This is a genomic window from Asprobacillus argus (genome assembly GCF_032248395.1).
In the GTDB taxonomy this organism is placed as follows: Bacteria; Bacteroidota; Bacteroidia; order Flavobacteriales; family Flavobacteriaceae; genus Polaribacter; species Polaribacter argus.
Genome location: NZ_JAVTTO010000016.1, coordinates 1 through 306 on the forward strand (window position 1 = coordinate 1; position 306 = coordinate 306).

The following is a 306-nucleotide window of genomic DNA, read 5'->3' on the forward strand; positions in this document are numbered from 1 at the left end:
CTAATGGAACAGGATGTACCAGAACTAGAACCATACAAGTAAATGAATCTATCATTGCAACCATCACACAAGATGATGTTACTATTGTTGATGATTCTGATAATAACTCGATCACTATTGATCCTACAAATCTAGGTATTGGTGATTATGAATATGCCCTATCTGATGAAAACAATGTGATCATACATAGTTACCAGGACTCCCCGATATTCGAGCGTTTAGAGGGCGGGTTCTACAATATATTAGTCAGAGATAAAAACGGTTGTGGAGAAGTATCTCTATTAGTATCTGTAGTAGAGTTCCCTA

General features: G+C 36.6%; 1 pseudogene. It reads left to right on the top strand.

The annotated features are described in order from the left end of the window. Positions 1-306, top strand: a pseudogene (locus RQM59_RS14395) (T9SS type B sorting domain-containing protein); the annotation flags it as partial.